Source organism: Candidatus Dormiibacterota bacterium (genome assembly GCA_035544955.1).
GTDB lineage: Bacteria > Chloroflexota > Dormibacteria > CF-121 > CF-121 > CF-13.
The window spans coordinates 53,871-78,220 of sequence record DASZZN010000044.1 but is presented as its reverse complement, the minus strand read 5'-3'; the positions used below and the strand labels follow the sequence as shown (position 1 = coordinate 78,220).

Here is a 24,350-nt window from a genome sequence, read left to right as displayed (position 1 = left end):
AAGTCCGCCCCGTCCGCGTGACGAGCTGATGAACGCCACCGCGAACGAACCGGCGCTGGTCCGCTGCCCAAACTGCGGCAAGATGAACCGCGTCCCACCGGCGGCGGGCGGCGTCCCGCATTGTGGCAACTGCGGCCACACGTTGCCATGGCTGGCCGAAAGCGGTGAGGCGGAGTATCCGGCGGTCGTCGAGCAAAGCGCGCTGCCGGTGCTGGTCGATTTTTGGGCACCGTGGTGCGGCCCCTGCCGGATCGTGTCGCCTGTCGTCGAAAGGATTGCGACGGATCTGCCCGGCAAGCTGAAGCTTGTCAAGGTCAACAGCGATAACGCGCCGAACCTGTCCCAGCGGTTTGGCATTCGCGGCATCCCGACCCTTGTCTTGATCGATCACGGGAAGGAGATCGCGCGCATCACGGGGGCCTACCCTGAACCGGCATTGCGGAGCTGGGTCGACCAACATTTGCCCAAGCCGGCCGCAAAGACGTAGGGCCGGGAAACCGCCGGAGGGGCAGTTTCCCGGGACAAATCTTAGGGGCTGGGGTGGGTGAGCGCCGCGGCTGGGTTGCGGCCTTTGAAGACGTGGAAGAGCAGCCATAGCGATGGCGCGAGGACGACCATCCCCACGGCTATCGTGATCGTCAGCGCGCGCAGGGTGGTCTCTGTCGCCGCACTCCCGTGAATCGTGAAGTCGGGGGGCACGAGCGCCGGCCATTGGCCGACGGCCCACGCCCAGAGGACGAAGACCATCTGCGCCGCCACCGCGACTCGGGCGATCCTGGGCGACCCGCGCCAGACCGCGAGCGCGGCGATCGGACCATTCGCCAGCGCGATGATCAACAGCCAGAGGCCTCGACCGGTGAGGTCGGACCATAACAGCGGTGCCTGTCGCCAGGCGAGAACGAGGCCAGCCACGGCCAGGATGCCGGAGACGATCGCGGCACCGAAGGCGCGCCGGCGGAAATCGGCCTGTAGGGGCGGGTCGTCCTCCGTTTCGACCATCAGGTAGGTCGCTGCGAGGTAGGCGGCGAGGGCGATCGCCAGTAAGGCCATGTCGATGGCAAGCCAACTAATCCAACCCGTGGTCACATCCGGTCCGCCGGCGGCCCGGACCGAGCCCGTGGCAACAGCGGCCAGCGCGGCTCCAAGAAACGCCGGCGCGATGATGCTGGCGGCGCCGAAGACGAAGCCCCAGGGCGCGAGCTCGCCAACGGCCTCCTCGCCGTGGGCCTGGAAAGCGAACGCCGCGCCGCGCAGGATGATGCCCAGCAATGCGATCGTGAATGGCAGGTAGAGGGCAACGCTCAGCGCGGCGAACACCGTGGGGAAGGCGGTGAAGAGGCCGACAAGCAGAAAGATCAGCCAGACATGGTTCGCCTCCCACACGGGTCCCATCGCTCCCGCGATCGCGGTCCGCTGCGCTTTCCTCCGAGGGCCAGACGCGAAGAGATCCCAGACGCCGCCGCCGAAGTCCGCGCCAGCCAGCACCGCGTAGGCGGTCAGGGCGAGCAAAAGGATCGCTGCGATGCCGTCGGCGAGCGTCAAGTTGGTCATCAGGGTCGCGGGATTTCCCGCGCTTGGATGATGGCGGCCCGCCGTCGTTCGCGTTGGGCGAGGAGGAGCAGCAGGCGCGTCAGCGTGAGACCGAGCGCAACGTAGAGCACGAGAAAGATGGCGAACGTCGGGCCCAGCGCCGGAGTCGATGTCGCGGCGGCAGAGGTGCGCATGACGCCGTAGATGATCCAGGGTTGCCGGCCGAACTCGGTGACGAACCAACCCGTTTCCATCGCCACCACGCTGGCGGGTCCCGCCGCGACCAGCGCGAGCAGGAGCCAGCGGTCCGTTGGTGGCCCACGGCGCCGCCACGCGAGCAGCCAGTAGAGCAGACCACAGAGGCCAAGCGCGATACCAAGCCCGACCATGAGCTGGAAGGACAGATGGACGATGACCACGTTAGGCCAGACGTCGCGGGGAAAGGCATCGAGTCCCTGGATCGTCGCGTTGGGGTTGCCTTTCGTCAAGAAGCTCAGCAGGCCGGGGATCTCGATCGCCAGCACCATGCGACTCTGGTCGGGGAGCGGCAGACCGAAGATATGGAGCGGCGCACGCGATGTGGTGGGGAAGAGCCCTTCCTGTGCGGCGAACTTGATCGGCTGGTCATCGGCGACGAAGCGCGCGCTGGTATCGCCCGTGATCCCGGCCAGCCCGGCGGCGACCACGGCCATGACCATTGCCAACGGCAGGGCTCGCCGGTGCAGCGCGTCACCATGGCCGCGAAGAAAGCCGGCGGCATAGACGGCCGCGACCGCGAAGCCGGTGACGAGGTACGCGGACACGAGCATGTGGATGTCTTCCGTCGGTGTCGAGCGGTTGAAGGCGGCGGCCAGGATATCGACGCGGAGGATCCGGTTACCGGCCGCTACGAAGCCGGTCGGAGAATTCATCCAGGCGTTCGTCATGACAACGAAGAGAGATGACGCTGCACCCGAAATCGCTACCGGCACCCCGCACAGCCAGTGGGCACGCGGCGAAAGGCGGTCCCACCCGTAGAGGTAGAGGCCGAGAAAGATCGCTTCGATGAAGAAGGCGAAGCCTTCGGCCGAGAAGGGGAGTCCGATGATGCTGCCGCTGAACGCCATGAAGCCCGGCCAGAGGAGCCCGAGCTCGAAGGCCAGCGCGGTGCCGGAGACCGCTCCGATGGCGAAGATCAGCGCGAAGGCTTTGCCCCAGCGGCGGGCCAGTGCGAGCCACGCCGCGTCGTGCCGCCAGAGCCCGATGCCCTCGGCGGCCAGCATCAAAAGGGGCATGCCCACACCCAGGACGGCGAGGATGATGTGGAACCCGAGTGAGGTCCCCATGATGGCCCGGGAGAGGGTGACGTTGTCCACCGTTGCCTTTCAGCATGGCGGATTTAAGGGGCTGGATGCTGCAGCAGCATCAAGGCCAGTGGTGACGCCAGCAGGAGGACCGTCAGCGTCATCAGCAATAGGCCCGACCGGGTTGCGTCGGCCCGCAGTGAGCGCCTGACGACCCAGGCGAAGACCGCGCCGGCCATCAGCAGGCCGGCTATCCAGAGGATCAAAACGACCTGCCGCTCGACCAGAAAGCCGGCGGCGGCGCTGACGGCCCGGACGATGGTGATTGCGGCGATCAGCACCACGGCAAGCGCAATCAGCACGGCCGCCGGCTGCAGCGGGCGTAACACCCTCATGTGCCGCCTCCCCCCGCGGTACGGTCGGCGCCAAGGCCGGCGTTGAAGAACGCGACGACACGGGTGAGGTAAACGTCGCCGGTGTTCTTGAAGGCCTGCGTGTGGCGTGTCTTTGGCACGATCCAGGTGGTCACGTGCGCCGTGGCGGGCGCCGTAGCGGCCGCCTCCAACGCGTGGAAGTTACTGATCGGGACGTAGTCATCTGCCGCGCCGTGAATGAGGAGAAGGGGCCGTGGTGCGATCCTCGCAATCGAGTCGACCGGCCGGGCGCCGAAGAGGTCGACGCCGTAAAGGATGCGCGCCATCACGAGCGACGACGGTGCCAACGCCCCAGGGATCCGCCCGATCACGGCAACTTTTTGTTTCGGGATTTCGCGCTCGAGCAGCGGCGCCGCGTCGGCGTAGGCGGAATCGGAAACCACGGCTTGGATGGCGGGCTCGCGGGCAGCCGCCAGCAGCAAGGTGGAAGCCCCCATCGACATTCCCAGGCCGCCAATGATCCGCGGCCGGCCGAGCTCGGGGAAGGGCAGCTTGCCGGAACGGAGGAAGTCGACGGCCCCAAGCACGTCGCGCTGCTCCAGATTCCCCATCGACAGAGGCGCCGGGGGTGATTCGCCCATTCCGCGCATGTCGAAGCCAAGGATTCCGAAGCCATTGCGAGCAAGTGCACCGGTCAGTTGCATCAGGTGGTCGTCGGGACTCTCCCGGTTGGTTCGCGTGCCGTGAACGGCCACGATCACGCGATCGACCGTGAGCCTGCCGTCCGGGAGGATGCCGGGAATGAACCAGCCTTTAAGGTTGATCTGATCGTCACGGCTCGGAAAGGTGACATCGGCGAAACGAAGGCCCATGCTGGCTGGAGTCTTGACGATCGGCCTGGGGGCCGCATAGACAAGCTGCTCGGCGATGTAGCTCGAGATCCCCACGTACCCAAGCGTCAGCAGACCCACCAGGGTCATCAAGGCGGCGACGCCGCGCCTCCACGCCATGCCCATGGAACGCGACCATGGCGTCTTTGGTCACGCTGGAGTCCGTCGGGCTAAGCTTGCACCGTGGCGAAGAAATACGCGCTCGACGGGGGAACGAAGGCCTTCAACCGGCTAATGAGAGGCGTAATACGACTTGGCATTCCGACAGGCAACACAGTCGTTTTGACCGTGCCGGGCCGGAAAACGGGGGAGCTCCGCTCGACCCCGATCACGCTACAGGTCGAAGGTGCGCGCCGCTACGCGATGGCGCCCTACGGGGAAGTCGCCTGGGTGCAGAACGTGCGGGCTGCCGGCGGCCGCGCCCGCGTGAAATCTCGTGGTCGCGAGGAAACGGTACGACTTCAGGAGGTCAAGCCTGCAGAGGCGGCACCGCTGCTGAAGAAGTACATGGAGACATTTGCGCGGGTCCAGCCCTACTTCAACGCGAAGCCCGGTGATCCCGTCGAGCGCTTCGCGGCCGAAGCCGACAAGCATCCAGTCTTCGAGATCCTGCCGGGGTAGTCTCAGCCCTTCGGCAACGTCACGTGCCGGCCGATGATCGGTAGGTGCGCGCCATATTGAATCACCAGCGGCGCCAGCCGGCTCGTCGCGAGTTGCGGGCGCAGGGTGTTTTCGTAGTAGTTGATCACCTGCGCGTACTGCCCGAGCTGCCCAAAGGCAACGGGATGGACCGAAGAAACGGCGGCGAGCTGGCCGAGCTCGCCTGACGGAACGAACCCAGCGACCTGCGGGTTCTGGGCCAGCAACATCTGCATCGCCGTCACCTGGCTCGCTCGGATCGAAGCCACCCGGGTGAGCGGGTCTAGTACCGTTCCGGCGCCGACCATTCCGAGCAGAACGACATAGACGATCACAAAGGCGAGAGCGCCGTTGGCCGCCGCGCCCAGCAGTTTGTCAACGGTTCGGGTGAAGGGCAGCCGGAAGAGAGACATGAAGATCGTGCGGCCGACGAATCCGACGACCAGGCCAAGAACGACGGGGAGAATAAGGGTGGCGAGCGGCCTCGGAACGCTGGCCGGAATGATGCTCACGAGGCTGGGATGGGTGGAGACGATCCAATACGCGAGCAGGAAGGTACCCTCGGCCAGCAGGGGGCCGACCAGGCCGTTTTTCCAGCCGATCAGGATGCCGAGCCCGATCACGACGACGATCGCCAGGTCAACCAGGTTCATGGCGACGCCATTGTGCCCTATCGGGGCGCGGAACTCAACCCCAGGCGCTCTCCCTTAGGCCAGCCATTCGTCAAGCGGGAGTCTCGCCCGGAGCGCCGAGAAGTCACCGGCATCACGGATCGCTTCCGCCGCATCGACCATCGCTCGGACCGCGACCCAGGTTAAGCCTCCGCCGACACTCACCCGGCGTGCGCCGGCGGCAGCCAGGTCAGCGAACGTGAGGCCCGCGACGGCGAGCACGTTTACCGGCTTCGAAACCGCTTCGCAGACGGCGTGGATCTCGTCGACGGTGCGCAGCCCGGGCGCGTATAGCACATCGGCACCTGCGGCCTCGAATGCCTGGAGACGAGCGATCGTGTCGTTAAGATCCGGATGGCCGCGGATGTGGTTCTCAGCTCGCGCGGTCAACGTGAACGGAAATTCCAGCCTGCGAGACGCCTGAGCCGCTGCAGCAACCCGCTCGGCTGCGTGACGCAGCTCGTAGATGCGACCGGCGGGATCGTAGTCCTCGATGGATCCTCCAACAGCACCGACTTCGGCGACGCGCAGGATCGCGACCGCCGCAGCCTCCGGATCGGGACCGTAGCCGTTTTCCAGGTCGACAGAGACGGGCAGATCCGTCGCCTGGTCGAGCGCGGCGGCGTGCTCAACCACCTCATCCAGCGTCGCCTGGCCGTCGAGCCGTCCGAGGGTGAACGCGAAACCAGAGCTCGTCGTTGCCAGCGCCTTGAATCCGAGCGCCGCCAGCACACGCGCCGAGCCGACATCCCACGGATTTGGGATCACGAATGTCTTGCCGGCATGCAGAGCCTGAAACTCGGCAGCCTTCTTCTGCTGTCTGTTCATGGCCTTACCTTAGCGACGGAGCTGCGGCGCCATTGGAGGGGAGGTCGCGACGGCGGTAATCCGGACGTCGTGCCCCGCGGCCTCGCTCGCGGCGAAGGTCAACAGCCGCTCGCCTTCCTCCGAAACCGCGAGCCGATCGGTTTTCGTGAGGCGCCGCAAAGGCTCGATCGTCAGGGTGGCAGTTTCGCGTGCCCGCTTGATCGACCAGGTGGCGTGGACGAAGCCATCGACGAGGAGCGTCCCGGCAAATATCACGTAGCGGTAGGCGTGGTCGATGACGCGGGTGCGGTCATGGTGACCGATAAGGAGGTTGTCGTACTCGGGCAGGAAGCGCGGCGGCGCTGGGGTATCGGGATCGCGTAGCGGACCATCCGGCACGTCGAAGAGCTCGCGGCCGCGCTCGTCCCGGAAGGTTCGAAGCTTGGGCCGAAGTCTGTCGACGACCTCTCGGAGCCCGGTCAACCCCGACCAGGCCGAGACGTCCGCGACGGTCGCCGGCCCGAAGGCGGTCAGGTAGCGCACGACCAGTCTCTCAATCGAGGGCTTGGGCGCAAGGGAACGCCCGAGCCAAAGGTCGGTCGACGTCCAGGTGGGCTGGGCGCTCTTGCCCCAGATGCCGCGCGGTGGGACCTGGACGATCGGGACCAGGTAACGGATCGCATAGGCAAGCGAGGTCGCGTCGCGGTCCGGCCAACGGCGCTGCAGGAGCTTACCGAGCTCTGCAAACGTGCGCGGCCGCTCCTGCATCAGCACGGTTGCCTCGGCGATGACCGCACTCATGTCGATGCCAGCCAGGTTGCGACCGAACGACGATGTCTGCCACCCGCGGTGGAAGAGCGGTTGATACAGGGGCCGCTGCGCGAGGGAGTCGCGGGCGGTCACCAGGTGGATCGTGTTACGCATCAATCCGAGTCGTACCGCGCGTCGCGTGTTGATCAGGTTCGCCAGGTCGTTGGGCTGGAATCCTTCGAGCCGTGTCCAGAGCCCGACGTACGGCGAATTGGGCACCTGGGCCTGCATCCCCACCAGGTGCTCGATCTCCTCAGCCGCTGATGCTTTCCGGCGGCGAAGCAGATGCTGTCGCTCGAGCAGGGCGCGGTTCAGCGCGCGCTGACTCAGCACGGTACCGGAGCCGCGCGTTGGGCTCAACGGACCGAGCGGCGGTTGGTCATTACACTGTCGGCGATCGCACCAATCACGAGGATGGCAACCAGCGCGCCAACCTGGGCGAGCGGCGTGATGGCGGTGCCGATCAGGGCGGTAGGCAGGGCAAGGACCGCGATGGCGAGCCGGACGCTGAGCGGGCCGCTCTGCAAGAGCCAGCGGAAGAGGACCAGGCCAATCGCATACGCAGTAACGCCGGAGGCGAGGAAGAGCGCCGTCGGCACCGTTGCGGCTTCGTCGTAGCCAACGACGGCAAGCTTCATGCCGGCTGCCACGACGACGATGCCGCCGAGGAGTGGCAGGAAGATGTAGCCGAAGCCCTGCACCGCCAACCACGGTCGGCGCTCTTCGGGGGCCCGCTCCATCGCCTGATGGGCGCGTTCCTCATCGCCGTTGAAGTAGAGCCACCAGAGTGACGCAGCCAGTGCAAGACCCAGAAGGGCGGTAATGATCCGACCGATGGGCAGCGCGGCGTTTCCGAGGCCGATGCCGACGGCGACCACCGATTCGCCGATGGCGATCAACAGGATCAGACCATGTCGCTCGACGAAATGGCCGACGCGGATCCGGAACATGCCGGTCCTGCCGAAGTACGGCGTGACCCAATGGAGCACGAAGGCGGCCGCGAACAGCGTCCAGCGAAGGCCGCCGTTCGTGAAGCCAGCTGCAAGCAGCAGGACCGCGGTAAACAGATTGGACGGCCCGAGAACGATGAGCGCCTGGATGGCGCTCTGCTGCGAGGTCCGCATGAAGACACCGGTGTGAACGAGGGTGACGATCATGTAGCCCACCCCGAACGCGATCCCGCCCGCGGCAAACGTCGTCGGGATGGCGAGCGCGATGAGAAGAAATCCGCTCATCCCAAGGAGCAGGAGCAGACGCACGCCGAGCTCGCGCGGCGGAACCGCGTTGGTAAGCCAGGCATAGCCGCCATACATCCACCAGACGTTGCCAAAAATCAGCAGCATCTGGAGGAGGCCGGTGAGGTTGGGGTCGCGAGCGAGCAGGCTCGTCAGCTGGGTGATCGTGAATACGAAGACCAGGTCGAAGAACAGCTCGAGCGACGTGACGCGCGGCTCGGCCGAATCGGCAGAATATGGTGACGGAATGGCCGGCTTCACTGTCCCCGAGATTACCTCGCTGCTCGAGTCGCAAGGGGAAACCGAGCGGCGATTCGCTGCCGAGGCGGCGACCGAGCCCGACTTTCCGGGCGGATGGTCGGCTGGCCTTCTCATGGCGCACATCGCCGCCTGGCGTACCCGCCTGCGTGATTCATTGATCGAGGCCAGCCGTGGGTTGCCGGTTTCGGGACCGCCCGGCGACATTGACGGCGTCAACGCTGCACAGCTGGCGAGAGACGCCGGGATCTCGCTCGAGGAGGCAGCGGTCCTAGCGCAGACGCGCCTCGCGGACCTCCAGGATCTCTGGGCGACGATCGGCGACCGGCCGTTCTCGTGGTTCACCGCAAAGACAATCGGCGAGGCGCTGGTCCGTAATAGCTACGTCCATCCACGACGACATCTGGCCGAGCACTATGTCGAACGTGGCGACCGAGCACGGGGAGATCGACTCAAGACTGAAACGCTGGCCGAGCTTCGGCGAGTCGGCGCCCCGGAAAGCGTGATCAGCATCTGGAGTTAGGCGGTTAGGATTCGTCGCGGAGGGCGGACGAACGCGATCGCGTAGGCGATCGTGCATATCGGTAGGTCGACGAAAATCCCCCAGTCATAGACCCAATCGGTGAGCCATGCCAGCAGCAGGTAGAGGCCGACGGCAGCGGCAAAGCCCGCCAGCGCCAGCCGGAGGCCTCGGCCGTAGGTCACGGCGTAGGCCGTAACCAGCAGCGGCAGCACGACGACAAACCGGCCGATCGAGAAGCCGCTGATGAACGCGAAGGCGAACCCGCCGAGGGTGACGATGAAGAGGACGACCAGGGTGGGGCGATAGGTCCGATCCATCGGCTGGTGGGAAGTCTATGGTTAATGCATGGCAAACGAGTGCCGGTATCGCCTGCGATGGGTCGACGTGTTCACCGAGCGGGCACTTGCCGGAAACCCATTGGCGGTGGTGTTAGAGGCCGATGGGCTCTCGGATACGCAAATGCAGGCGATCGCGAGGGAGACGAACCTCTCGGAGACGACGTTTGTCTTACCGCCTCAAAAGCGGGAGCATGCCGCGAAGGTCAGGATCTTCACCCCTCACGTCGAGCTGCCCTTTGCCGGCCATCCGACCGTGGGGACGGGATGGGTCTTGATCGATGAGGGGCTGGTCGGTTCCGATGCCGCCGCGTTCACGCTGGAAGAGAGCGTGGGCCTGATACCGGTGCGGGTCGATCGCGGCGAGGGAGGGGTCGTGCTGTGGATGTCGCATCCGCCTGTCAAATTTGGCGAGGTGATCGAAGAGCGGGTGGACATGGCCGCCGCCCTGGGCCTGACCCTCACTGATCTGCTACCAGAGGTGCCGATCCAGATCGTCAGTACCGGGGTGCCATTCGTCTACGTGGCCCTCAAGGACGCCGCGGCCGTCGATCGTGCGGTCTCGAGCGGCGAAGGATTGACCAGCGTCCTGGATCCACACGGGCTTCCGCCGGTCTTTCTGTTTGCGGCCGGCGGTGGCAGTCGTCTCTATAGCCGCATGTTCGGGTCCCACAGCGCATCGCGCACTGCCGAAGACCCGGCGACCGGCGCGGCGAGCGGGCCATTGGGCGCCTTCGCCGTGCGCTATGGCCTCATCCCTCGTGCTTCCAAGGTCTCCATCGTCAGCGAGCAGGGCACGAAGATGGGCCGGCAGAGTTTCATTCGTATTCTCCTTGTGTATTCTGCGGGTGCCGAGCTACCGAGCCAGATCGAGGTGGGGGGCTCGGTGGTCCCGGTGATGACGGCGGAGTTATCTGTAAGGAGCTAGGATCGCCGGCGATTCCGCGGCTTCGTGCGGGCAACCGTGCTCAGTCGGGCACCCGACTCGACCACATCGAGCGCGCGGTTGAACAGCTCCACGAGGCGGCGACGACCGTTGCTACGCATCCATTCAATGGTCGCCTCGTACACCGCGCCGGTGACGACGCGGGCGGTGACGCGTAACTCGAAGTCATCCGGGCGCCGGCCAGTCCGCTCCGCCAGCATCTGCGCGAGGATCACCTGCGTCCGCTCGATCTCGTCCCCGATCCGCGCCCGCAACTCCGGCACTTCCAGGAACAGCCGGCCGCGGGCGAGAATCATCTGCTCGTCACGCTGAAAGGCCGCCGCCAGCCCTTCGAGCACCCTGCGGAGGCCGACATTCAGCGGCTCGTCCTTGGGGCGCTCGAGGAACATCCGGATGGCCAGCGGGTCGTAGGCGTCGTAGAGGACGACGTCCTCCTTGGTCGGGAAGTAATTGAAGAACGTGCTCGGTGAAATCTCGACGGCGGCGGCGATCTGCTCGATCGTCGTCTCCTCGTAGCCTTGCTTTTCGAAGAGCCGCAAGGCCGTCCGCTGGATCGACTCTCGCGTCTTTCGTTTCTTTCGCTCGCGCAGGCCCCCACCCTGCCCTCCCCCAGTGGGGGAGGGGTTGGGACGCTGTTTCGCTGGTTTTGCTGATGCCATCGTCAGTCGTCTCCGGCGGTCATGGCAGTAATGCGTGAGGGCAGGAACGCGGCGATGGCGATAGCTGTCGCTAGCACCAGGCCGGCGCTGACCAGCATCACCTCCGACATTCCGTGCGCATAAGCCTCATTGGCAGCGCGCACCACCACGCCACCCGCCGATGGTGGCAGATGCGCGGCGATTGCATGGGCGCCGGCAACGCTGCTCAGCGCCACCTCGCGAGCCTGGGAGGGCAATGTCGCCAGGTGAGGTGCGATCTGCGACTGGTAGGCGTTGTTCAGAATGCTCCCAAGGATCGCCACCCCGAACGTCGCGGCAATCTGTTGCAGCGCCCTGGTCAGGGCCGAGCCCGCCCCCGTCTGTGTGGGCGGAAGGGTGGACAGGATGATGTCGAGCGTTGTCGGGAGCGCAATGCCGATGCCGATGCCGATAACTGCGAGCGCAGCCGCAACGGGGGCAAACGAGGTGTCTGCGCCGATTTGCGAGAAACCGACCAGAGCGGCAGCGGTCAGGGCCAATCCGGCCGAGACGCCCACCCTGGCGCCCAACCTCGCCGCCAGGACGTTGCCCAGGCCGGCACCGACGATGACCCCGCCGATCAGCGGCAGCAGCTTGATTCCGGTCGCCTGGGCATCGTTGCCGAGGACGATCTGGATGTAGGGCGTGAGAATGAACATCACGCCGAAGAGGCCGAAGCCGGTGACCACGAAGGCCATCGTGGCCCAGGTGAAGCCCCGGTTGCGGAAGTTGTGGAGGTCGACGAAGGGTGCCGGATGATGAAGGTCCCAGATGACAAAGGCCGTCAGTACGAGCGCCCCGCCAATGATGCCGGCGAGCACCCGACCGTCCGTCCAACCATGGATCGGCTGCTCGATGACGCCGTAGACCAGCGCAGTGACGCCAATGACCGCAAGCAACCCGCCGACCCAGTCGAAGGGTCGCGGATGCGGATCCTTGCCCTCGGGCACCAGAAACCAGACGCCGATCAGAGCGATGACCACGACGGGAGCGTTGATCAGGAAGACGGATCCCCACGCGTAGTGGGTTAGCAGCCAGCCGGCGAGGAGCGGGCCCAGCGGCAGGCCGAGAAAGGCCCCGGCCGCCGTGAAGCTGATCGCGCGAGGGCGCTCCTCCGCGGTGAACATGCTGGGCAGGATCGAGAGGGAGAGTGGCAGGATGAGCGCCGCACCAACACCCATCAGCGCGCGCATGGCAATCAGCTCGGGTGCCGTTGTGGCCTGGCTCGCGATGACCGACGAGACACCGAAGATGGCGAGCCCAACCAGGAGCAGACGCTTGCGGCCATAGCGGTCGCCAAGGACACCGCCAGGAAGCAACAGGCCGCCGAGCGTCAGCGTGTAGGCCGCCGCGATCCACTGTAGATCGCTGGTGCTCGCGCCCAGCTTCGACGAGAGGGTGGGGAGGGCGGTGATCAGGACGGTCGTGTCCAGGCCAATGACGAGGCCGCTGATGACGAGGGCTGCTAGAGCCCACCAGCGGCCAGCGCGGCCCTGCGCGGACGGTTCGATTTCGGTCTTCCGGATGTTGACGCTCATCGGGTCACCTCCTATGTCTCAAACGCTCGCATCGCACTAACCTCTCAAACGCTCGCATCGCACTGAAGCGCGGCTCGCGTGGGGCGAGGCCCCGGCGCGGCTCGCGTGGGGCGACGCCCCGAATAGTCACAGTAAAGTACTAGTGACTCCAAAAATCAAGTTACCGTACAAACTTGTTACAGGCGCTCGCTTTGCCTAGGATTGCGGACATGAGCCCGATGACCATGCCCAAGCCGAGCGAGCAGGCGAAAGCGGCCTTTCTGCAGCTGGTGCCTCCCGACCCGGCGGTCACGACCCGCCCGATGTTCGGCAACCTGGCCGGGTTCGTCAACGGCAACATGTTCTGCGGACTGTTCGGCGAGGACCTGTTCGTGCGGGTATCCGACGACGACCAGGCCAAGGTCCGCAAACAGGGTGGCCGGGCGTTCGAGCCGATGCCCGGTCGGGCGATGACGGGCTATGTCGTGGTGCCGGGCGACTGGCAGAAGAAGCCGGACGCAACGCGCGCCTGGATCGTGACTGCGCTTGTATGGACACGCACTATGCCGGCAAAGGATAAGTCCAAGGCGGCGAAGAGAGCCGCGCCCAAGAAAGCTACCGCCGCGAAAGCCACCCGGAAAAAGGGCCCGCCGGCTCGCCGCGCCCGCTAGACGGGGCGAAGCCAGCCGAGGGGATCTTGCGCGATGTTTTCTTTGTGTAGTTGTCGTATCCCTTCATAGTCGCCACCACCGTATTCCAGACCCGTTCGTAGTCCGCGGGGTTCGTGATCTCCTGCATTCGGGCTTTCATGACCTCGTCATTCACCTGGAGGGTGACGTTCGGGTTCGCCACCATATTCAGCCACCAATTCGGATGAACATCAGCGCCGCCGAATGATCCGATGACCACCCAGCCATCCTCCTCACGAACGGCGCCGAGCGGCACGGTATGAGGTTGTCCGCTCTTGCGGCCGGTGGTCGTCAGCAGAACTTGCTGCATCTTTCCCATCTTGCGACTCATGCCACGCCGATACATGAAGACTCCAACCGGAATGAACGTACGAAGCATCCAGCGGGTGATGCCGCTGGGGCGTTTGATCGGCGCGCTGCTAGACGTGTCCTTGTTCATTGACCTGACCTTAGCAGGGAAAATAGGCAAGTGAACCCGATCACCTGGGTTCAGGGTCTCAACGGCACGACCCTGATCGTCGTGATCTGTGTCTTGATGTTCGTCGAGGAGACGGGCGTGCCGCTGCCCTTTGCCCCTGGTGACCTGGTCCTGGCCATCGCGGGCATTGCCGTGGCCGGCGGTCGCGTGAATCCCGCGGCGCTGGTGATCGCCGTTGCCGTGAGCATCACGGTGGGTGCCATCATCGGTCGCGAGGTGGGCCAGCTCCTTGGCTGGGATCGGCTGATGCGGGTGGCCGAACCGCTGCACGCCCGTAAACCATTGGAGCGCGCCGCGAGCATGCTGCAGCGCGGTGGTTGGCGCGCCGTTTTCACGGCCCGCCTCATTCCCGGCTTACGCGTCTACACGACACAGGTCGCCGGCGTGAGCCGGATGCCCTTACGGACGTTCCTCGTCGGCCTGCTTCCGGCGAACGTGGTCTACATCGCGGGCTTCGTCGGACTGGGCGCGGCCTTCGGCCGTCCCATCCTGGCCCTGATCCAACTGGCGGAACACCAGCTGCTGATCGCGCTCCTGGTTCTCGTCGTCCTCGTCGTCGTGTTCTTCCTGGCGCGCGCCCCGTTGCGGCGGACGCTGGCGTCGCTCCAGGCGGCGGGCTGGACCGGCCCGCTACGATTCAGCCTCGGCTCGGTCGGGGTCGTCATCATCCTTGCGTGCCTCGGCCTGAACTTTGCCGGTCGCGCGATCGCTGTCACCTTTGGGCTTCCGCTCTTTCTCGATTCGATCGGGACCGTGCTGGCCGGCGTCGTCGGCGGTCCCTGGGTGGGCGGCAGCGTGGGATTCATCAGCAACCTGGTCAGCTCGAACACCGTCGACCCGATTGCGGCGCCCTACAGCATCGTCTCGTTCGCGGTCGGCTTCGTCGCCGGGCTGGCTCGCTATCTCAACTGGCAGAAGCGGGCGAGCGGCTGGGTGGCGCTCTGGTTGATCACCTTCGTAATCGCATCCGTGGTGTCGACGCCACTCAACTTTCTGATCAGCGGCGGCAAGAGCGGCGTCCGACTCGGTGACTCCGTCTATAACGCGCTCAACGGTGCCCATGCCCCGCGGGTCATCGCCGCGCTACTTGGTGAGGCTGCCGTCGATCTCCCCGACAAGCTGATCACGGTGGTCGCCGCGCTGCTTATCGCCCAGGGACTGCCGGAAGCGCGGACCACGCGGCCCTCCGCCGACCTCGACCTGGGGGAGGCCCTCACCTTTGTCGTCCGGTCCGAGCACTGGGTTCGCAAGCTGCTCGCCGGCGCGGCCTGCATCCTGTTCTTCTGGCTGATCGTTCCCTTTCTGCTGTTGACCGGCTATTCCGTGAGGATCACGAGGGTGGTGCGGGCCGGCTCCCATGAGCTTCCACCCTGGGATCATCGCTGGCAGCTCACCAAGGAGGGCTTCAAATTTTTTGTCATCGTGCTGATCTGGATTATTCCGTCCGTCCTCCTCAGCATCCCGTCCACCGTCGTCAGCGACCAGTCGTCTGTCGCTGGCGAGGTTGCCGGCGCTGTCTCAGCAGCCGGCAGCGTGTGGGGGCTGCTGGTGACCCTGCTGGAGCCCGCCATCATCAGCCAGTACATGGACCGCGGGTTTCTCGGTGCCTTGAACCCGGTGGCCGTCGTCCGCCGCGCACGCGTCAACCTGGCGCTGAGTCTCGTGGTCGGCGCGTTGGTCTTCGCGCTCGCGACCATCGGGTTCATCGGCCTCGTCGCGCTGGCGGTCGGCGTGCTGGTGACGCTTCCCTACGCGAGCTATGTCGCCGCCTACCTGACCGGCCGCTATGCCCGCCTAACGGAATCGCCTCCGCTGCGAGCCGAACCGATATAGCTGAGTTAAACGCCTGGTTACTCTTCGAGCACCTGCAATCACCACGGGCTAGGGGAAGTGCAGCTCGGTGCGACGCGGCGGGTCGGCGCCGGCCCGGGTACAGGTGATCGAGGCGACCAGGCAGGCGAACTCGAGGGCGGCACCGAGTTCCTCGCGCTCCAGATGCAGATCCCGGCTCAGGCGGTCGTGGTCGAAGAGCCAGGCAAGCAGGCCGGCGCCGAAGGCGTCCCCGGCGCCGATGGTATCGACGACGTCAACCATCGGAGCTGGCACGCGGACTTCCGTGCCGGCGCAGACCCCGAAGGCCCCATCCGCCCCGAGGGTCACTACGACAAGGCTGGGGCCGTGAGCCAGCAGGGCACGGGCGGCTGATACGAGCTCGACCTCCGGATAGAGCCAGGCCATGTCGGCATCGCTCGCCTTGACGATCGTGCTCTCCGCGATGATTCGCTCTAACCGCGCTCGATAGCCTGCCGTCCCGTTGAGGGCTGCCGCCCGGATGTTCGGATCGACCATCACGAGTAGGTTCTCGTGCTCACGCTCGACCAGTCCGGCGATGGTCGGTGCGATCGGTTCGAACACCAGGCCGAGGGTGCCGACATGCAGCGCGCGGACACCGGAGGAAAGCGAAGCCGGCAGCATCTGCCGGGTCAAGTTGGGAGCGGAGGTCCCATCGATGATGAAGCGATAGGCAGCGTGGCCGTCGGGGTCGACATCGGCGATGGCGAGCGTGGACGGCTCGGGACCAAAGCTGGTGAGGGAGAGGTCGGCGCCGTCGGCCGCCAGCAAGTCGCGCAGCCGCCGGCCGAGAGCATCGGTCGAGAGGCGCCCGAGAAATTGGGTTGGAATTCCCAGGCGTGCGAGGGCTCTGGCGGTGTTGTAGGGCCCGCCACCTGGGGAGTCGGTGCCAGGAATCCGGTCGATGAGCGCCTCGCCGCACACGACTACCATGCTGAGCTATGGACATGATGCCGGACGGCGATCGCTACGCCCAAATGCCCTACCGGCGAAGCGGTCGCAGCGGTCTCGTGCTGCCGGCCATCGCGCTTGGCCTCTGGCAGAACTTCGGCGGTGACCGCCCGATCGAGACGCAGCGTGCCATCATCCGCCGCGCCTTCGACCTTGGCATCACCCACTTCGACCTGGCGAACAACTATGGCCCGCCCTATGGCTCCGCTGAGGAGAACTTCGGCCGCATTCTTCAAGTCGACCTCGCGGGGCGCCGCGATCAGCTCGTGATCTCCACCAAGGCCGGGTACGACATGTGGCCGGGGCCGTATGGTATCTGGGGATCGCGGAAGTACCTGCTGGCCAGCCTGGACCAGAGCCTCCGCCGGATGGGGCTCGACTACGTCGACATCTTCTATTCGCATCGGTTCGACCCGGAGACCCCGCTCGAGGAAACGATGGGCGCGCTCGACACCGCGGTGCGCCAGGGCAAGGCGCTCTATGCGGGCATCTCTTCCTACTCGGCGGGTCGCACGAAAGAGGCGGCTGCCATCTTGCGCCAGCTGGGGATGCCGCTGCTTATCCACCAGCCGTCCTACTCGCTGCTGAACCGGTGGATCGAGAAGGATCTCCTCGACGTCCTGGGCATGGAAGGAGTTGGCTGCATCACCTTCTCGCCGCTGGCGCAGGGCCTGCTGACCGACCGCTATCTGAAGGGGATCCCCGCCGGCTCGCGAGCCAGCCAATCGGGCTCGTTTTCAAAGGACCTGCTGACAGAGGAGACGCTCGCCAGGGTCAAGGCACTGAACCAGATCGCGCAGCGGCGCTGTCAGACCCTGGCCCAGATGGCGCTCGCCTGGACGATCCGCGACCCTCGGGTGACCTCGACGCTGGTCGGCGCGAGCAGCGTCGCCCAGCTGGAGCAGAACATCGGTGCGCTCGACAACCTTCAGTTCTCGGCGGACGAACTCCGGGAGATCGACCGCTACGCCACCGACAGTGGCATCAACCTCTGGGCCACCTCTAGCAGGGAGTAGCTCGTTCGAGGAAAGCCCTTGTTTTGCGGCTTTTTTTGCGTAAAATACAGCGCAACAGAGGCCCTAATGGCTGAGCACCGCTTGGGCGAGGGGTCACACGTGTTGGAGGGGCCGCACCCACCCGACGGAAAGCCGGCTGGCTCACTCCGACCGGCCGACGAATGTCCGTTCGCGCGGCCGTTTCCTGAGGGTTTCGATAAGTGCCCGACGTTCCGGCCGCAGCCGTTCGCCCCGAAGGACATGAGCGACCGGCCGCTCGCGCTTTTGCTCACCTGCGGCCAGCTGATAACCCGGTCGCTCGTCAACGGAAAGATCGGTTGGTATGCCGCCTGCAAGCTTGGGGATGAGGCGGCCCGCCGCGAGCTCGCGGAGGTCCGCGTCAGTTAAGCCGATTTCTTAAGCTCACGGGTGGGCGATGAAAACGGCAGCGCGAAGTCAGATCACCCCCGAACAGGTCGCGCACTTTCCACGACCCGGGATGGCGATCCCCGGCAAGATCCGGTATTCGCCGGACGCAACCTTCATCACCTATTTGTTCAGCGAGCGTGGCGACCTGGCCCGTGATCTGTGGAGCCTGGACCTTGCCAGCGGACGAAGGCAGCGGTTTCTCTCGCCGCCCGGCGAGACGGTGACCGAGGAGAACATCTCTCACGAGGAGACGCTTCGGCGCGAACGTCTGCGCTTGCGGGAGACGGGCATCACCGACTACATCTGGGCCGAGAAGGCGAACGTCATGCTGCTACCACTGCGGGGCGAGCTCTACGGCTGGGCCGAGGGGTCGGTCTCACGCCTCGCGGGCGGGGGGGTCATCGATCCCACGATCACGGATGACGGCCGTCGGATCTTCTTCGTTCGCGAGGGCGATGTCTGGACCATCGAGCGGGCCCAGGAACGCCGGTTGACCTCGCATCCACCCGGCACGACCAACGGGCTGGCCGAGTTCGTGGCCCAGGAGGAGCTCGATCGTTTGAGCGGATACTGGCCCTCGCCCCGCGGGGACATGGTCGCCTTCGAGCAGGTCGACGAGTCGCGCATTCCGGTCTTTCCGATCGTGCACCAGGCCAAGGCGGCGCTCGAGATCGAGGAGCACCGCTATCCATTTGCCGGAGCGGAGAATGCCCGAGTCAGGTTGGGCGTGGTCTCCGTCGACGGCGGTGCGGCGACCTTCCTGGGCCTCGGCAGCGACGAGGGCTATATCGCACGGGTCGATTGGCATCCCGATGGTCGCCTGCTGGTCCAGTGGCTCTCCCGGGACTGGAAACGCCTCGAGCTCCGTGCTTATTCTCCCTTTCCCGCTCGCGGGGGAGGGTCAGAGTGGGGGACGCTCCTGATCGAGAACCAGGAGCCCTGGATCAACCTGCACAACGATCTGCGCGTCATCGAGTCGACCGGTGAGTTCACCTGGTCGTCCGAGCGGAGTGGCTTTCGACACCTATTTCTATATGGGCCCGATGGGACACTCGTCAGGCAGCTGACCACGGGCGCGTGGCCGGCCGAGGCGACGGTGGCCCTGGACCAAAAAGGGCGGCAGCTCTATTTCGTCGGCTGGCAGCAGAGCCCACTCGAGCGCCGCCTCTTCCGCGTCTCGCTCGACGGCGGGGAGCCGGAGCGGCTGACATCGGAGCCGGGGATGCATGGCGTGGCGATCGCGCCGGACTTCTCGAGCTTCGTTGACGTCTGGGATAGCCGGGAGCATCCGCCGAGCATCACGGTGCGGAGCATGACCGGTGTGCCACAGCACGTCATCCATGAGGCAGCGCCGGTCGATCTCGATCTACCGCCACCCGAGTTGCACGCATTTCGGGCAAGCGACGGCGTTGCGTTGCACGCGGCCATCTATCGACCGAGCCCAGATTCCCCTCCCCCGCGCGCGGGGGAGGGTCAGGGTGGGGGCGGCGCGCCGGTGATCGTCTCGGTCTACGGCGGGCCGGGGCCGCAGATGGTCAGCGACAGCTGGGCGCAGACGGTGGATTTACGGGCGCAGATGCTGGCTCAGCAGGGCTTCGTCGTCCTCAAGGTCGACAACCGGGGCTCAGCGCGGCGCGGCCTGGCATTCGAGGCGCCGATCGCCCGCCGCATGGGCCAGATCGAAGTGCGCGATCAGGCCGAGGGTGTGAGCTGGTTGGAGACGCTCGGCTTCGCGGATATTTCTCGAGTTGGGATCTACGGATGGAGCTACGGCGGCTATATGACCATGATGGCGCTGGCCACGGCGCCGGACGTTTTCAGGGCAGGAGTGGCCGGGGCGCCGGTCACGTTCTGGGAGGGGTATGACACCGCGTACACCGAAAAATACATGGGCACGCCCCAAAAGAATGCGGAGGGGTACCGGCTCGGCTCGCCATTGACGCACATCGACCGGCTGCAGGGAAAGCTGCTCGTCATCCACGGAATGATCGATGAGAACGTCCACTTCCGGCATACGGCCCGCCTGATGCAGGCGCTGATCGATGCCGGCAAGCCGTTCGAATCGCTGCTCTACCCCAACGAACGGCACATGCCGCGGTCCGAGCACGATCGGGTCGATATGGAGCGGCGCATCCTCGAGTTCTTTCAGCGCAATCTGTAATGGCGGCCATCAGGGCGTTAATCTTCGACTTCGATGGGCTGATCGTTGACACGGAGGTGCCGATCTTTCGGGCGTGGCAACGGATCTATCGCGAGCATGGCCAGGAGCTGCCCTTGGAACGGTGGCTCACGATCATTGGCACCGCATCCGGGCCCTTCGATCCCGTGATTGACCTGGCCAGGAAAACCGGCACCAAACTCGACGAGGCGGAGCTCAAGGCGCTCGAGGTTCTCTACTATCAGGAGGCCACTGCCCTGCAACAGCTTCTGCCCGGGGTCATCGATTACCTGGTCGCGGCCCGCCAGCTCGGGCTCAAGACTGCCGTCGCATCGAGCTCCACGCGCAAGTGGGTGATGGATCACCTCAACCGTTTCGGGATCGGCGGGCACTTCGATGCCATCGTGTGTCGAGAAGATGTGAAGCGGACCAAGCCAGACCCCGATCTTTACCTGACAACGCTCGAGCGGCTCGGCGCGCGGCCAGACGAGGCGATCGCCTTCGAGGACTCGAGCAACGGGATTCACGCCGCGAAGGCGGCCGGACTCTACTGCGTCGTCGTGCCCAATCTGCTGACCGTCGACCTGGATCTCACCGAGGCTGACCTGCGCCTGTTGACGCTCGAAGCCCTGCCACTGCGCGAAGTCATCAAGGAGGCCAGCGGGGCGCGCAAGCGGGGACGGTGATGAAACGCTGGACGAACCTCGCGCTTTTTGTCCTGCTGGGCCTGGCGTTTACCACGGGCTGGGTGGCGTTCTTCTACGGCACCGCACCGTCGCGCGCATCCCTCATCCTTCACGCGGCCAGCGGCTACGCGATCGTCGCGCTGACGCCGTGGAAAGCGGTCATCGCCGCGCGCGGCATCCAGCGTCGCCGTCCCGGCTGGTGGGCGTCACTGGTTTTCACCGGCCTGGTGGTTGTGTCGATCGGGGCGGGCATCATGCATTCGACAGGACTGGTGCTCGCGTTCGGTCCGTTCAGCGCCATGACGGTTCACGTCGGCGCCGCGCTTGCCGCGATCCCCTTTGTCGCCTGGCACGTCCTCGCGCGCCGCATTCCGCTACGCGCCGTCGATCTGTCACGCCGGAGTCTGCTACGGGCGGGCGCCCTGTTAGGCGGCGCGGGGCTTGCTTATGGCGCGGGTGAAGCTGCCGTCCGGCTGTTTAGCCTGCCGGGCTCGACGCGGCGCTTCACCGGCTCCTATGAGTACGGCTCTTTGCAGCCCGCCCAGCTGCCGGTAACCCAGTGGATGTTCGACGCGGTGCCGGCCATCGATCCGGCGACCTGGCGACTGACGGTGCAGATGGGAACGACGATCAAGCAATGGACCTATGAGGAGCTGCTCGCCTTCGACGACCCGGTGCGGGCGACGCTCGATTGCACCGGCGGTTTTTACTCGACGCAGGACTGGTCGGGCGTATGGCTGAGCCGGCTGCTGCCCGCCGGTTATGCCGGCGAGAGCCTGCATATACGGTCGTTGACTGGCTATGACCGGCGGTTCCGGGCCCGCGATGCTGACTGGCTCCTGGTTGCGACGCGGCTGGGCGGGATGTCGCTCGACCCGGGCCATGGCTTCCCGGTTCGTCTCGTCGCGCCAGACCGCCGTGGTTACTGGTGGGTGAAGTGGGTGACCACGATCACGATCGACGAGCTGCCTTCGTGGTGGCAGCTTCCGTTTCCGATACAGTAGCCGTCATTTGATCGCCGGCTGGCGCGTGATGTCGGGCAGCCGCTCGAATGCGTAGTAGACGGCGAGCGCAGCGCAAACGACGACGACCGCGATCGGGCTGAGCAGGCCGAGCGGAATGCAGGCGAGGTACACGACGGTGCCGACGGAGAAGCGGGGCCATGCCTGCCTCGCCGCCTCCCGATCCACATCCGGCGACAGTAAATGGGGGTGCGCCAGCGCGTACAACCAGACGGCGCCGAAAAGGATCGCGATTACGGAAGCGTTGATCGCATAGACGCTGGCGGCGGTATTGGCATCACGCGGCACCAGGATATTGGCGCCGAGCTCGGCGGTGGAGAAGGCGATGAAGACGATCGCCATCAGGAGCAGCAAATTGAGGAAGACTAGAACGCGATCGAGGCGGACGATGCGCCCGAAGAGGCCATGGTGGTTCATCCACATGACCCCGATTGTGAGAAAGCTCGCGATGTAAGCCGCATACTTCGGCCAGGCGGCCAGGAGCGCAGCCAGCAACCCTCCCGGCGCGGTCTTGTCGATCTGGATGTTGAAGATCAGGAGGGTCGCCGCCACCGCGAATACCCCGTCGCTGAACGCCTCGACGCGCCCCTTGCTCATCACGCTCCGAGGATAGCTGCTCGCTCAGTGCGTTCGGCGCAGGACCCAGAACCGACCGGCTTCCATCCACGCGACGGCGATGCCCATCGGCACCAGCAAGAGTTCGACCGGGATCGCGGTGGTCAGGGCCCGCCCTGGCGTAATCGTCGGCAGCTGCTCACCCATCAGCAGCGCGATCGAGAGGGAAAGACCCGCCGCGGCCAGTCCGGCGAGGGCGGCGATCAGGGCAACGGGGGCTTCATAGCCACGCTCGGCGCCGACCCGACCTGACAGACGGCGGCGCCCAACCTCGACCGCGCCCAGCAGAAGCACGATGCCGAGACCAAGTTCCATGTACCTGGTCAGGCCCGCGAAGAGCGCGATGTTCGGCAGGATGAACGTGCGGATCACCGGGGCCAGCAGGCCGTCGTGCGTCCCCGGGCTGGCGTTGACGAAGAGCTTGAAGTTGCGCACGAAGTTCGGATCGGCGAACTTGTTGAGCCCGGAGAGGAAGAACTCGATGCCGAGGGCGGCCTGGATCAGCGCGGAGGCGGCGAGCGCGGTGTTACCACTGGCAGGCAGGCGACGAAACGTTACGGTCGGCGCCGCGGACCTGGCTGGTCGCTGCATGGTCTTCATACCTATATTCATGCCCACCCTGGGACCGCTCAGGACCTGATACCGGCAAGGGCATGACCTGATGCCCCCACTCTGCCCTCCCCCAGAGGGGGAGGGTGATTATGGAATCTCGTGTTCCGCGCGCCGTGACCGAAAAGCGGCGTAAAGGCTCACGTCGTAAACGAGCTTGAGCGCGCCGGCCAGGAAAAAGGGCAACCCGAGCGCGGCACTCTGGATCGCGACACCCGAAAGGATTGGGCCGGCGGCCTGGCCCACTCCGCGCACCAGGCCGGTGAAGGCCACCGCGCCGGCACGCTCAGCCGGTGGGACGATCGACACGACGTAGGCCTGGCGAGCCGGGACATCCATCTGGGACAGGCTGAAGCGTGCCAGGAGGAGGCCAATCGCCCACGGCAGCGATGGGCTGAGTGGCACCAGCAGCAGCAGGATGTTGCTGGGGATATGGGTGAAGACCATGGTGCGGATCAGGCCGATGCGGTTGGCGAGCCGGCCCGACGCCTCGTACGACGCGGCCTGCAGCACTGCGATCGCCGCGAAGGCCGGACCGAGGACGTTCGCCGGCGCGCCGAAGCGGACGTGGAGCCAGTAGGCGATCACGGCATTGACGACCAGGCCACCGCCCAGGGCGTCGATCGCGAAGAGCGCCGAGAGCGGCGCCAGTCTGCGAATCTCGGTCGCAGTGAAGGCCGCCGAGCGCACGGGCGCCTCGGCGCGAGGGGAGAGGAGCATCGCCAGCACCGCCGTGATCAAGCCGATCAGCGCATAGACCGCGAACAGGAGGCGGCCGCCGTTGAGATCCGCGGCCGTTCCCGCGAGCAAGGCACCCGCGGCGGCGGCGAGCCCGCCGGTCAGCGAATAGCGCGCGAAGGCAAGGTTGCGCCGGCCTGGCTCGACGGACTCGGCGAGCGCGGCTTGCTCGATCGAGGCGAAGGGCCCCAGGTCGACACTCGCGGCACCGAGCATTCCGGTGGCAGCAGCGACGCCCAGCAACAGCGGCGAGTTCGCGAGCGCGAGATCCAATCCCGCGATCGCCATCAGCAGACCCGCGCCCGCGAGGGTATATCGGCGGCCGATACGCGATGAGAGTGCAGCCGCGATCACGCCGGCGATGGCCGCGCTCAGCAAGCCCACCGTGAGGACGACGCCGATGGCGCCGGCACCGAGGCCGCGGCGCTCCAGATGAAGCCCGATCAGGACCGCCGCCAGCCCGAAGCCGAAGGCGCGCAGCAGGCGGGCAGCCAGGATGAGCGCGACGTCGCGAGACATCAGCGGAGCCCCGGACGCTCGAGCCACTTCATCCTTAGGGCCTCCTTAGCTTGAATATGCGCGCGTGGGAAACGAGGTTCAGCCGATAAAATTCACTGGCGAGGAGGGGTGGTAT

At 65.8% G+C, this 24,350-nt stretch carries 27 protein-coding genes; 11 read left to right on the top strand and 16 right to left on the bottom strand.

Translation table 11 applies throughout. The features are described from left to right. The first annotated feature begins 28 nt into the window (after positions 1–28). The gene (gene trxA, locus VHK65_15975) at positions 29–487 is read left to right on the top strand and encodes a thioredoxin (protein HVS07647.1); all 459 of its coding nucleotides are present in this window, start codon (positions 29–31) and stop codon (positions 485–487) included. A 41-nt stretch (positions 488–528) separates the two neighbouring features. Here trxA and VHK65_15970 read toward each other — a convergent pair whose 3' ends face one another. Genes VHK65_15970 through VHK65_15955 form a run of 4 tightly spaced genes read right to left on the bottom strand, consistent with a single transcriptional unit; the run spans position 529 to position 4,197 of the window. Next, entirely contained in the window at positions 529–1,551 is a 1,023-nt protein-coding gene (locus VHK65_15970) for a cytochrome d ubiquinol oxidase subunit II (protein ID HVS07646.1), read from the bottom strand. Next, positions 1,551–2,885, bottom strand: coding sequence for a cytochrome ubiquinol oxidase subunit I (locus VHK65_15965; GenBank protein ID HVS07645.1), 1,335 nt, complete (start codon positions 2,883–2,885; stop codon positions 1,551–1,553). Before VHK65_15965 ends, VHK65_15970 begins: the two co-directional genes overlap by 1 nt. Positions 2,886–2,908: 23 nt before the next feature. Further along, on the bottom strand, positions 2,909–3,208 hold the full coding sequence (locus VHK65_15960) for a hypothetical protein (GenBank protein ID HVS07644.1): 300 nt from the start codon (positions 3,206–3,208) through the stop codon (positions 2,909–2,911). Then, on the bottom strand, positions 3,205–4,197 hold the full coding sequence (locus tag VHK65_15955) for an alpha/beta fold hydrolase (protein ID HVS07643.1): 993 nt from the start codon (positions 4,195–4,197) through the stop codon (positions 3,205–3,207). Before VHK65_15955 ends, VHK65_15960 begins: the two co-directional genes overlap by 4 nt. Positions 4,198–4,311: 114 nt before the next feature. On the opposite strand from VHK65_15955, the gene VHK65_15950 reads away from it, so the two are divergent. Further along, complete coding sequence (locus VHK65_15950) at positions 4,312–4,698, top strand: nitroreductase family deazaflavin-dependent oxidoreductase (protein ID HVS07642.1); 387 nt, start codon at positions 4,312–4,314, stop codon at positions 4,696–4,698. Between the two features lie 2 nt (positions 4,699–4,700). Here the strand turns inward: VHK65_15950 and VHK65_15945 are convergent, their stop codons facing one another. The 4 genes from VHK65_15945 to VHK65_15930 are packed head-to-tail and all read right to left on the bottom strand — an operon-like array spanning position 4,701 to position 8,500. Beyond that, a complete protein-coding gene (locus tag VHK65_15945) occupies positions 4,701–5,369 on the bottom strand; it encodes a CvpA family protein (GenBank protein HVS07641.1) in 669 nt (222 codons plus the stop codon). 54 nt (positions 5,370–5,423) lie between these two features. Then, entirely contained in the window at positions 5,424–6,215 is a 792-nt protein-coding gene (locus tag VHK65_15940; protein HVS07640.1) for an isocitrate lyase/phosphoenolpyruvate mutase family protein, read from the bottom strand. Positions 6,216–6,224: 9 nt separating this feature from the next. After that, on the bottom strand, positions 6,225–7,364 hold the full coding sequence (locus tag VHK65_15935) for a winged helix DNA-binding domain-containing protein (protein HVS07639.1): 1,140 nt from the start codon (positions 7,362–7,364) through the stop codon (positions 6,225–6,227). Then, a complete protein-coding gene (locus tag VHK65_15930; protein ID HVS07638.1) occupies positions 7,361–8,500 on the bottom strand; it encodes a low temperature requirement protein A in 1,140 nt (379 codons plus the stop codon). The genes VHK65_15935 and VHK65_15930 overlap by 4 nt, the downstream gene beginning before the upstream one ends. Here VHK65_15930 and VHK65_15925 point away from each other — a divergent pair. Next, a complete protein-coding gene (locus VHK65_15925; GenBank protein ID HVS07637.1) occupies positions 8,487–9,020 on the top strand; it encodes a hypothetical protein in 534 nt (177 codons plus the stop codon). The two genes, VHK65_15930 and VHK65_15925, sit on opposite strands and share 14 nt — an antisense overlap. Here VHK65_15925 and VHK65_15920 read toward each other — a convergent pair. After that, on the bottom strand, positions 9,017–9,337 hold the full coding sequence (locus VHK65_15920; protein HVS07636.1) for a hypothetical protein: 321 nt from the start codon (positions 9,335–9,337) through the stop codon (positions 9,017–9,019). The two genes, VHK65_15925 and VHK65_15920, sit on opposite strands and share 4 nt — an antisense overlap. Before the next feature lie 28 nt (positions 9,338–9,365). Between VHK65_15920 and VHK65_15915 the strand changes: the two genes are divergently transcribed. Next, entirely contained in the window at positions 9,366–10,283 is a 918-nt protein-coding gene (locus VHK65_15915; GenBank protein HVS07635.1) for a PhzF family phenazine biosynthesis protein, read from the top strand. Here VHK65_15915 and VHK65_15910 read toward each other — a convergent pair. Together VHK65_15910 and VHK65_15905 are read right to left on the bottom strand one after the other, a co-directional pair. After that, a complete protein-coding gene (locus VHK65_15910; GenBank protein ID HVS07634.1) occupies positions 10,280–10,960 on the bottom strand; it encodes a TetR family transcriptional regulator in 681 nt (226 codons plus the stop codon). The genes VHK65_15915 and VHK65_15910 overlap by 4 nt on opposite strands. A gap of 2 nt (positions 10,961–10,962) precedes the next feature. Next, on the bottom strand, positions 10,963–12,516 hold the full coding sequence (locus tag VHK65_15905; GenBank protein HVS07633.1) for a DHA2 family efflux MFS transporter permease subunit: 1,554 nt from the start codon (positions 12,514–12,516) through the stop codon (positions 10,963–10,965). Positions 12,517–12,725: 209 nt separating this feature from the next. Here VHK65_15905 and VHK65_15900 point away from each other — a divergent pair, with 209 nt between their 5' ends. Continuing rightward, the gene (locus VHK65_15900) at positions 12,726–13,166 is read left to right on the top strand and encodes a TfoX/Sxy family protein (protein HVS07632.1); all 441 of its coding nucleotides are present in this window, start codon (positions 12,726–12,728) and stop codon (positions 13,164–13,166) included. On the opposite strand, the gene VHK65_15895 is transcribed toward VHK65_15900, so the two are convergent. Continuing rightward, on the bottom strand, positions 13,111–13,623 hold the full coding sequence (locus tag VHK65_15895; protein HVS07631.1) for a nitroreductase/quinone reductase family protein: 513 nt from the start codon (positions 13,621–13,623) through the stop codon (positions 13,111–13,113). The two genes, VHK65_15900 and VHK65_15895, sit on opposite strands and share 56 nt — an antisense overlap. Positions 13,624–13,653: 30 nt before the next feature. Between VHK65_15895 and VHK65_15890 the strand changes: the two genes are divergently transcribed. After that, a complete protein-coding gene (locus VHK65_15890) occupies positions 13,654–15,495 on the top strand; it encodes a DUF4013 domain-containing protein (protein HVS07630.1) in 1,842 nt (613 codons plus the stop codon). Between the two features lie 48 nt (positions 15,496–15,543). On the opposite strand, the gene VHK65_15885 is transcribed toward VHK65_15890, so the two are convergent. Continuing rightward, positions 15,544–16,446, bottom strand: a complete 903-nt coding sequence (locus VHK65_15885) for a carbohydrate kinase (protein ID HVS07629.1) — start codon at positions 16,444–16,446, stop codon at positions 15,544–15,546. An 8-nt stretch (positions 16,447–16,454) separates the two neighbouring features. Between VHK65_15885 and mgrA the strand changes: the two genes are divergently transcribed. The 5 genes from mgrA (at position 16,455) to VHK65_15860 (ending at position 21,736) form a co-directional block, all read left to right on the top strand. Further along, complete coding sequence (gene mgrA, locus VHK65_15880; protein HVS07628.1) at positions 16,455–17,480, top strand: L-glyceraldehyde 3-phosphate reductase; 1,026 nt, start codon at positions 16,455–16,457, stop codon at positions 17,478–17,480. 66 nt (positions 17,481–17,546) lie between these two features. After that, positions 17,547–17,867, top strand: a complete 321-nt coding sequence (locus tag VHK65_15875; protein HVS07627.1) for a hypothetical protein — start codon at positions 17,547–17,549, stop codon at positions 17,865–17,867. 28 nt (positions 17,868–17,895) lie between these two features. Beyond that, entirely contained in the window at positions 17,896–20,049 is a 2,154-nt protein-coding gene (locus VHK65_15870) for a DPP IV N-terminal domain-containing protein (protein HVS07626.1), read from the top strand. Then, positions 20,049–20,732: an HAD family hydrolase gene (locus VHK65_15865; protein HVS07625.1), complete on the top strand. Its 684-nt coding sequence runs from the start codon at positions 20,049–20,051 to the stop codon at positions 20,730–20,732. The genes VHK65_15870 and VHK65_15865 overlap by 1 nt, the downstream gene beginning before the upstream one ends. After that, positions 20,732–21,736, top strand: coding sequence for a molybdopterin-dependent oxidoreductase (locus VHK65_15860; protein ID HVS07624.1), 1,005 nt, complete (start codon positions 20,732–20,734; stop codon positions 21,734–21,736). The genes VHK65_15865 and VHK65_15860 overlap by 1 nt, the downstream gene beginning before the upstream one ends. Positions 21,737–21,739: 3 nt before the next feature. Here VHK65_15860 and VHK65_15855 read toward each other — a convergent pair whose 3' ends face one another. The 3 genes from VHK65_15855 to VHK65_15845 form a co-directional block, all read right to left on the bottom strand. After that, entirely contained in the window at positions 21,740–22,351 is a 612-nt protein-coding gene (locus tag VHK65_15855; GenBank protein HVS07623.1) for a TMEM175 family protein, read from the bottom strand. Between the two features lie 24 nt (positions 22,352–22,375). After that, a complete protein-coding gene (locus tag VHK65_15850) occupies positions 22,376–22,960 on the bottom strand; it encodes a hypothetical protein (GenBank protein ID HVS07622.1) in 585 nt (194 codons plus the stop codon). Positions 22,961–23,068: 108 nt separating this feature from the next. Then, the gene (locus VHK65_15845) at positions 23,069–24,235 is read right to left on the bottom strand and encodes an MFS transporter (protein HVS07621.1); all 1,167 of its coding nucleotides are present in this window, start codon (positions 24,233–24,235) and stop codon (positions 23,069–23,071) included. Between the last annotated feature and the right edge of the window lie 115 nt (positions 24,236–24,350).